Origin of the sequence: Phenylobacterium sp., assembly GCF_031412415.1 — a bacterium.
GTDB lineage: Bacteria > Pseudomonadota > Alphaproteobacteria > Caulobacterales > Caulobacteraceae > Phenylobacterium.
In genome coordinates, this window is the sequence record NZ_JANOCX010000171.1 from 1 (window position 1) to 6969 (window position 6969).

A 6969-nucleotide genomic window follows, 5' to 3' on the forward strand; every position below is an offset into this window, starting at 1 on the left:
GACACGTCCAGCCTGGTCACGCGCCTGGAGACCTAGCCGCCTTAGCCCGGGCGGCAGTCCTTCAGCCACAGGTGATGCTTGAACTCATCGTAGTCGTGGAAGACGCCGGTCAGCGTGGCGTTGTTGGTCTTGCGCAGCGACAGAGCGTAGGCGGTCTGGCCGGGCGCCATCAGACAGCTGATGCCGACGGGAACGGCCTGGATGCCGGGGAGGGGACCCAGCAGATCGGTCTTTGGCTGGACGTCGAAGGCCACGCGATAGGCGTCACCGTCCTTGATGACGTAGTCGACGATCCCGGTGAGCGTGTAGACCCGACCCCTATATCGCAGGGGAATGGCCGCGGCGTTTTCCTTCTCGTCGCGGCTGACCTGCTGGCTGAGGACGAAGGCCTGCATCTTGATCGGCTTTGCCGGAGCGGCCGCTGTCGTGGCTGCCCCGCGTCCGGGCTTGATGTCGGCCAGCATCGCGCAGATCGCGGCGCGCATGGCGTCGTTCTTGGCGAATGCGCCGCTGCCGGTCTTGATCACCATCTCGACGGTCGTCGCGCGGCCTGATTCCGTCGCGCTGACCACGATGGGGATGGCCTTGTGTTGGAAGTTCTCAGGGTCTTCCAACAGCATGCTGCCGTTCTCGGGCTCATCGACCAGGACCGAAAGGCTGTTCTTCTGAGCGACGCCGCGCATCTGGCTGATGGCCGATTGCCGGGTCAGCCCGTCAATCGTGACCGAAGCCGCGTACTGTGATCCCATCAGCGGATTGACCGACTTCTTGAAGCTCTGCTCGCAGGTCGCGGCATATCCCATACTTGGAAGGATGACGAAGGCGGCGGCGAGCAGGGCTTTCATGGAGCGTTCCTTCGGGGGGCAAGGGGCGCGGGACTGTGGACTGGCGAATCGCAGGAGCCAAGTCCCGCGCCTTTAACCGGGCCGGGTCAGGCCGCGGTCGGGAGCTCGGAGACCGACCTGCGCCGGCGGATTGCTGCGCCAGCCAGTCCGAAGCCCGCGATCATCATGGCCCAGGTCGCGGGCTCGGGGACGGCCGAGGCCAGGAATGTCGCCGTGCCGCCTACGCCGAAGGTGACCCCGCCCGCGCCGGGCGAGATGTCCCGCTTGAGCTGGATGCGCAGGATCTGTCCATCATAGGTGTGGCCGGGGAAGGTCTGGCCGGGAAGGATGCGGCCCGAGCCGGTGATCGTCGAAGCCGCGTCGCCGGGCGCCGCGCGGACGGTGAAGTCGTCGATGACCACCCCATTCAGCAACAACTCGAAGAAGGCGTCCTCGGCCAGTCCCAAGGTGCGGATCGGGATCACGTAGCTGAACGCGTCTTTGGCGATCTCAACCTGATAGAAGCGTTGTTCCAGCCAGTGGCTGGTGTCGGTGAAGAGCCCGGAATCGACGCCGTCGTCGAGCATCCCGACGTCGTCAGGCGAGGTCCCAGTGTAGAATGAGGCGCCATGGCTCGGGAAGGCCAAGGTCTGGGAGATTACCGCCGCGGCGGCGGGCGTGGCGAGCAGGGCCAGGGCGAGGCCGACGGAGGGTATCAGGCGTTTCATCACGCAATCCACAAGCAAGACCGGCGGATCAGGGGGCGTCCGCCGTGTACGGCGCGACTGATATTGACGGTGTCAATATTTGTCAAACACACTCACTCAACGAGGGAGCGACCGCGCCGTCGACCACAGGCAGCCGGCCAGGGCGATGGCCGCGGCGAGCATCACGGCCGTCGCCGGATTGACGCCGCCAACCAGCAGCTCGCTGCCATTGGGATGCACCATCGAGCCGCCGTAAGCGCCCCGGACGAGGTAGGCGGCAAGGAAGCCGCTGATCACCGCCAGCGCGAGCAGGCTGGCGGCGGCGACCTGGTTCCGAACCCAGGCGAGCCACAGACAGCCGCCGGCGAGCAAGCAGTTCGTGATGAGCTGCCACACCTCGTGAAGCCGGGCGTGCGCGGGCCAGTCCGGGTTCCAGACATGGGTCGCGTTGATCTCGAGGACGGGAACGAGCAAGCCGAACGTGAGCACACACAAGCTGATGACGATCTTCCGGACCATGATGTTCCCCGCCCACTGGCATATTGACAGTGTCAATTCCCACGAGGCTCGGGGATCGTCAATATGCGATCATGAGCAAGAGCGGCCGGGCGACCTACCATCACGGCGATCTGCGCCAGGCCCTGCTGAAGAGCGCGACGGAACTGCTCGACGCCGAAGGCATCGAGGGGCTCTCGATCCGCGCCACGGCGCGGGCGGCGGGCGTTTCGCACGCCGCGCCCGTCAATCACTTCGCCGACCGCAAGGGATTGCTCACGGCTTTGGCGGCGGGATTCTTCGGCGAAATCTGGGGTTTGGCGGTCGAGAAGATGTCAGTGGCGCCGCCCGGCGAGGCTCGGCTCGTCGCCTTCGCCGAGGCGATGATCGACTACTCCCTGGCCCATCCGCATCGCTTCCGGCTGCTGTGGCGGCGGGATCTGCTGGAGGTGACGGACGTGCGGCTGGGGCTCGCGATGGACGCGCTCTACGACCGTCTGCTCGCGGAATTGGAGGGGCTGGGCAAGCCGATGCGATTCGATCCCGAGACCTACGCCATCGCCGTCTGGTCGCTGGTCCACGGCTACGTCTCCATGCGCCTGGACGGCAACCTGGTGGCGGCGAACGATGCGAGAACCGGCGAACCGCGCCATCGAACGATCATCGCGGCGCTGATCTCAGGGGCCGACGTGCCCGCTCCGCGCTGAAGGTCGCGGCGTCAGGCGCCCAGCAGCCGCGCCGCGCGGGGCGCGAAATAGGTGATCACCCCAGCGGCGCCGGCGCGCTTGAAGCCGCCCAGGCTCTCCAGGATCGCGCGCTCCTCGTCGATCCAGCCGTTCTGGGCGGCGGCCATGAGCATCGCGTACTCGCCGGAGACCTGGAAGGCGAAGGTCGGCACGGCGAAGGCCTCGACCACCCGGCTGACGATGTCGAGATAGGGCATGCCGGGCTTGACCATGACCATGTCGGCGCCCTCGGCGATGTCCAACGCCACCTCGCGCAGGGCCTCTTCGGTGTTGGCCGAGTCCATCTGGTAGGTCTTCTTGTCGCCGGGATTTCCGACCGACCCCGTCCCCAGCTTTCCCGAGCCGATGGCGTCGCGATAGGGGCCGTAGAAGGCCGAGGCGTACTTGGCGGCGTAGGACATGATCATCACGTCCTGCAGGCCTGCGCCCTCCAGGGCCTGTCGCAAGGCGCCGCAGCGGCCGTCCATCATGTCGGACGGCGCGAGGATGTCGCAACCGGCCTGCGCCTGCATCAGGCCCTGCTGGATCAGCCGCTCGATGGTCGGGTCGTTGAGGATCTTGCCGTTCTCGATCACGCCGTCGTGGCCGTGGTCGGTGAACGGGTCCAGCGCCACGTCGCACATGATCCCCACCTCGGGCGCGGCGTCCTTCATGGCCTTGATGGCGTTGGCGATCACCCCGTTCGGATCGTGGGCCATCAGGCCCGAGGCGTCCTTCTTTGCGCCATCGATGTGCGGGAAGATGGCGATGGCCGGGATGCCCAGCCTGCGGGCCTCGACGGCGGCCTTGGCGGCTTCCTTGACCGAGAGGCGAGAGACCCCCGGCATGGACGCGACCGGGACCTCGCCGTCACCTTCGTGGACCACCATTGACCATATCAGGTCGGCCGGGGTCAGCACGCTCTCGCGCACCAGCCGGCGGATCCAGTCGGCCTGGCGCAGGCGGCGAAGGCGCAGGGCGGGATAGGCGGCGAGGGGGGCTCTGGTCATGATCCCGCGCTGTGACCGATCCCTTGTCCGGACGCAAGTCTTCAGGCGTTGCGGAGGTGTTTCCGATGGAGGTCGCGATCGCGTGTGATAACGCGGGATCGACGCCCCCAAAGACGAGGCCCGCGACCATGACCGACGACGTTCTCGCCCGCATCGAAGGCAAGGTCGGGCGCATCACGCTCAACCGGCCCCAGGCGCTCCATGCCCTCAATACCGACATGTGCCGGGCGATCACCCAGGCCCTGCTGGCCTGGCGCGACGATCCGGCGATCGAGTTGGTCCTGCTGGACCATTCCGGCGAGCGCGGCTTCTGCGCCGGCGGCGATATCCGCATGCTGGCCGAGAGCGGGGCGGGGGACGGCAAGGCGGCGTGCGAGTTCTTCTTCGTCGAGTACCGGCTGAACCATCTGCTGTTCGAGTACGAAAAGCCCGTCGTGACGGTCATGGACGGGATCACCATGGGCGGCGGCGTGGGCCTGGCCATGCCCTCGCGCTATCGAGTGGCGACCGAGAGGACCACCTTCGCCATGCCGGAGACCGGGATCGGTCTGTTCCCCGACGTGGGCGGTGGCTGGTTCCTGCCGAGGATGCCCGGCCACATCGGCCTGTGGCTGGCGCTCACCGGCGCCAGGATCAAGGCCGCCGACTGCGAACTGGTCGGCGTGGCGACGGACTTCGTGGAAAGCGCGAAGAGCGGCGAGCTCAAGGCCGCCATCATCGCCGATCCGGCCGCGGTAGAGACCATCCTCACCGAGTTCGAGGCCGACGCCGGTCGTCCGCCCGTCGCCGCCCACCAGGACGAGATTGATCGCATCTTCGGGGCCGACAGCCTCGAAGCGATCCTGGCGGCGCTCACGGCGGCCGACACGGACTGGGCGCGCGAGCAACTCAAGGTTCTGGCGACCAAGTCGCCGCAGACCCTGAAGGTCGCCTTCCGTCAGCTCCAGCTGGGCGGCGCGGCCAAGAGCTTCGCCGACAACATGGCCATGGAGTACCGCATCGGCGCGCGGGTCGTCCGCCGCCACGATTTCATCGAAGGCGTGCGCGCCGTCATCGTCGAGAAGGACAACGCCCCGCGCTGGAATCCCGCCACGCCTGAAGCTGTCGACGAGGCGATGCTGGCCGCCATATTTGCGCCGCTTCCTTCCGCTGAGGAATGGTCGCCACTACCTAGACAATGACGGCCGCCAGAAGAGCGCGCCGATGGGAGAGACCAATGAAACGCAGTCTTCTATTGGCCGCCTGCGCGGTCATGGCCATCACCGCCTCGGCGGTCCAGGCCGCGCCGTCCGCCGCGGTGGTCGCGGCTGTCGCCGACAAGGGTCGGCCCGAAGCCGACACCAAGCGCGACGCCGATCGCAAGCCCGCCGAAATGCTGGAGTTCGCCGATGTGAAGGCGGGCCAGAAGGTCGCCGACTTCAACCCTGGCGTCGGCTACTTCACCCGCATCTTCGCCAAGACCGTGGGACCGAAGGGCAAGGTCTACGCCGTGATCAACCAGCCGCCGGCCAATGCGCCGCCGCCGGCCGCCCCGCCGCCAATCCGCGCCATCGCGGCCGATGCGGTCTATGGCAATATCGAAGTGGTTCAGGCGGGCTTCACGGCCTTCAGCCTGCCAGAGCCGGTGGACCTATTCTGGACCGCCCAGAACTACCACGACCTGCATCTGAAGCGCTTCAACCTCGATGTGGCCGCGGTCAACAAGCAGATCTTCAACTCCATCAAGCCCGGCGGCCACTACGTGATCCTGGATCACGCCGCCCCGGCCGGAACGGCGCTCGACGCCGCCGACACCGTGCACCGCATTGATCCGGCGATCGTGCGCAAGGAAGTCGAGGCCGCGGGCTTCAAGTTCGTCGGCGAGAGCAAGGTGCTGCGCACGGACAAGGACGACTATTCCAAGTCCGTGTTCGACCCCAGCCTGCGCGGCCACACCGACCAGTTCATCTACAAATTCCAACGGCCGAAATAGTAGTCCGAGGTAGGGACGGCGGCGGTGGCGGCGCCTTGCGTCGCCACCCGTTGCCTTGCGAATGCCTCGCGGTCTCGCCGCGAATGTTACCTGCGATCACAAAGCTTGTGCGCTTGGTCATGAAATCTGATGATTTGTGACAACGCGCAATGTGGACAATCGGCTTCCGTGGCGCGATAAGCCGAGCCGAATAAGGGGACCGTCCGCGGCGAGAGATCGTCGATCGCCAAGGGCGGAGTTCAAGTCGATGGATTACAAGGACGCCTTCCGCTCAGCCCTCGAACGCGTGCGTTCGGAAGGTCGATATCGGGTGTTCGCCGACCTGAAGCGTCATCGGGGCCAGTTCCCGCGCGCCACCTGGACCCAGACCGATGGGACTCAGGGCGACGTCACGGTCTGGTGTTCGAACGACTATCTGGGCCAGGGCCAGAACCCGCTGGTTCTGGACGCCATGCACAAGGCGATCGACGAGGCCGGCGCCGGCTCCGGCGGCACCCGCAATATCTCGGGCACCACCCACTATCATGTGGAGCTGGAGCATGAGCTCGCCGATCTGCACGGCAAGGAAGCCGCCCTGCTGTTCACGTCGGGCTACGTCTCCAACGAAGCCTCGCTCTCGACGCTCTACAAGATCCTTCCTGGCCTGATCATCTTTTCGGACGAGCTGAACCACAACTCGATGATCTCCGGCATCCGGGCCGGCGGTCGCGACAGTCGTCGGGTGTTCCGCCACAACGACCTGGAGCACCTGGAGCAACTGCTCATCGACGCCCCGGCCGATGCGCCCAAGGTCATCGCCTTCGAGAGCGTCTACTCCATGGACGGCGACATCGCCGACCTTCCGGGGACCGTGGCGCTGGCCAAGAAGTACGGCGCCATGACCTATCTCGACGAGGTCCACGCGGTCGGCATGTACGGCCCCCGCGGTGCGGGCGTCGCCGAGCGTGACGGTGTCATGGACCAGATCGATATCGTCGAGGGCACCCTGGGCAAGGCGTTCGGCGTGATGGGCGGCTACATCGCCGCCGACGCGGTGATCGTCGACGCCATCCGGTCCTATGCCGACGGCTTCATCTTCACGACCTCGATCCCGCCGGCGCTCGCCGCCGGCGCCGTGGCCTCGATCCGCTATCTCAAGGACCACAACGAGGTCCGCATCGCCCATCAGGAACGCGCCGCGACCCTGAAGGCCCGCCTGCTCAAGGCTGGCCTGCCGGTCATGCCGTCGGTCAGCCA

8 protein-coding genes are annotated in these 6969 nt (G+C 66.5%); 4 read left to right on the forward strand and 4 right to left on the reverse strand.

All coding sequences use genetic code 11. From position 1 onward, the window contains the following. Positions 1-41: 41 nt before the first annotated feature. The 3 genes from RMO04_RS08285 to RMO04_RS08295 all read right to left on the reverse strand — a co-directional run bounded on the left by RMO04_RS08285 (position 42) and on the right by RMO04_RS08295 (position 2050). Positions 42-845 carry a hypothetical protein gene (locus RMO04_RS08285; protein WP_309644309.1) on the reverse strand — a complete coding sequence of 268 codons (804 nt, stop codon included), beginning with the start codon at positions 843-845 and terminating at the stop codon, positions 42-44. Positions 846-931: 86 nt separating this feature from the next. Continuing rightward, complete coding sequence (locus RMO04_RS08290) at positions 932-1552, reverse strand: PEPxxWA-CTERM sorting domain-containing protein (RefSeq protein ID WP_309644310.1); 621 nt, start codon at positions 1550-1552, stop codon at positions 932-934. 96 nt (positions 1553-1648) lie between these two features. After that, positions 1649-2050, reverse strand: a complete 402-nt coding sequence (locus tag RMO04_RS08295) for a hypothetical protein (protein WP_309644311.1) — start codon at positions 2048-2050, stop codon at positions 1649-1651. Between the two features lie 71 nt (positions 2051-2121). Here RMO04_RS08295 and RMO04_RS08300 point away from each other — a divergent pair, with 71 nt between their 5' ends. Beyond that, positions 2122-2733, forward strand: coding sequence for a TetR/AcrR family transcriptional regulator (locus RMO04_RS08300; protein ID WP_309644312.1), 612 nt, complete (start codon positions 2122-2124; stop codon positions 2731-2733). A gap of 11 nt (positions 2734-2744) precedes the next feature. Here the strand turns inward: RMO04_RS08300 and hemB are convergent, their stop codons facing one another. Next, positions 2745-3761, reverse strand: a complete 1017-nt coding sequence (hemB, locus tag RMO04_RS08305; protein ID WP_309644313.1) for a porphobilinogen synthase — start codon at positions 3759-3761, stop codon at positions 2745-2747. 128 nt (positions 3762-3889) lie between these two features. Here hemB and RMO04_RS08310 point away from each other — a divergent pair, with 128 nt between their 5' ends. The 3 genes from RMO04_RS08310 to hemA form a co-directional block, all read left to right on the forward strand. Continuing rightward, positions 3890-4942, forward strand: a complete 1053-nt coding sequence (locus tag RMO04_RS08310; protein ID WP_309644314.1) for an enoyl-CoA hydratase/isomerase family protein — start codon at positions 3890-3892, stop codon at positions 4940-4942. A 35-nt stretch (positions 4943-4977) separates the two neighbouring features. Continuing rightward, on the forward strand, positions 4978-5733 hold the full coding sequence (locus RMO04_RS08315) for a methyltransferase (RefSeq protein ID WP_309644315.1): 756 nt from the start codon (positions 4978-4980) through the stop codon (positions 5731-5733). Between the two features lie 247 nt (positions 5734-5980). Continuing rightward, the coding region (hemA, locus tag RMO04_RS08320; RefSeq protein WP_309644316.1) for a 5-aminolevulinate synthase at positions 5981-6969 on the forward strand (989 nt) is incomplete at its 3' end.

Coding starts and splice junctions, on each gene's coding strand:
- RMO04_RS08285 (WP_309644309.1), bottom strand. CDS start 845: ATGAAAGCCCTGCTCGCCGCCGCCTTCGTCATCCTTCCAAGTATGGGA.
- RMO04_RS08315 (WP_309644315.1), top strand. CDS start 4,978: ATGAAACGCAGTCTTCTATTGGCCGCCTGCGCGGTCATGGCCATCACC.
- RMO04_RS08300 (WP_309644312.1), top strand. CDS start 2,122: ATGAGCAAGAGCGGCCGGGCGACCTACCATCACGGCGATCTGCGCCAG.
- RMO04_RS08290 (WP_309644310.1), bottom strand. CDS start 1,552: ATGAAACGCCTGATACCCTCCGTCGGCCTCGCCCTGGCCCTGCTCGCC.
- RMO04_RS08310 (WP_309644314.1), top strand. CDS start 3,890: ATGACCGACGACGTTCTCGCCCGCATCGAAGGCAAGGTCGGGCGCATC.
- RMO04_RS08295 (WP_309644311.1), bottom strand. CDS start 2,050: ATGGTCCGGAAGATCGTCATCAGCTTGTGTGTGCTCACGTTCGGCTTG.
- hemB (WP_309644313.1), bottom strand. CDS start 3,761: ATGACCAGAGCCCCCCTCGCCGCCTATCCCGCCCTGCGCCTTCGCCGC.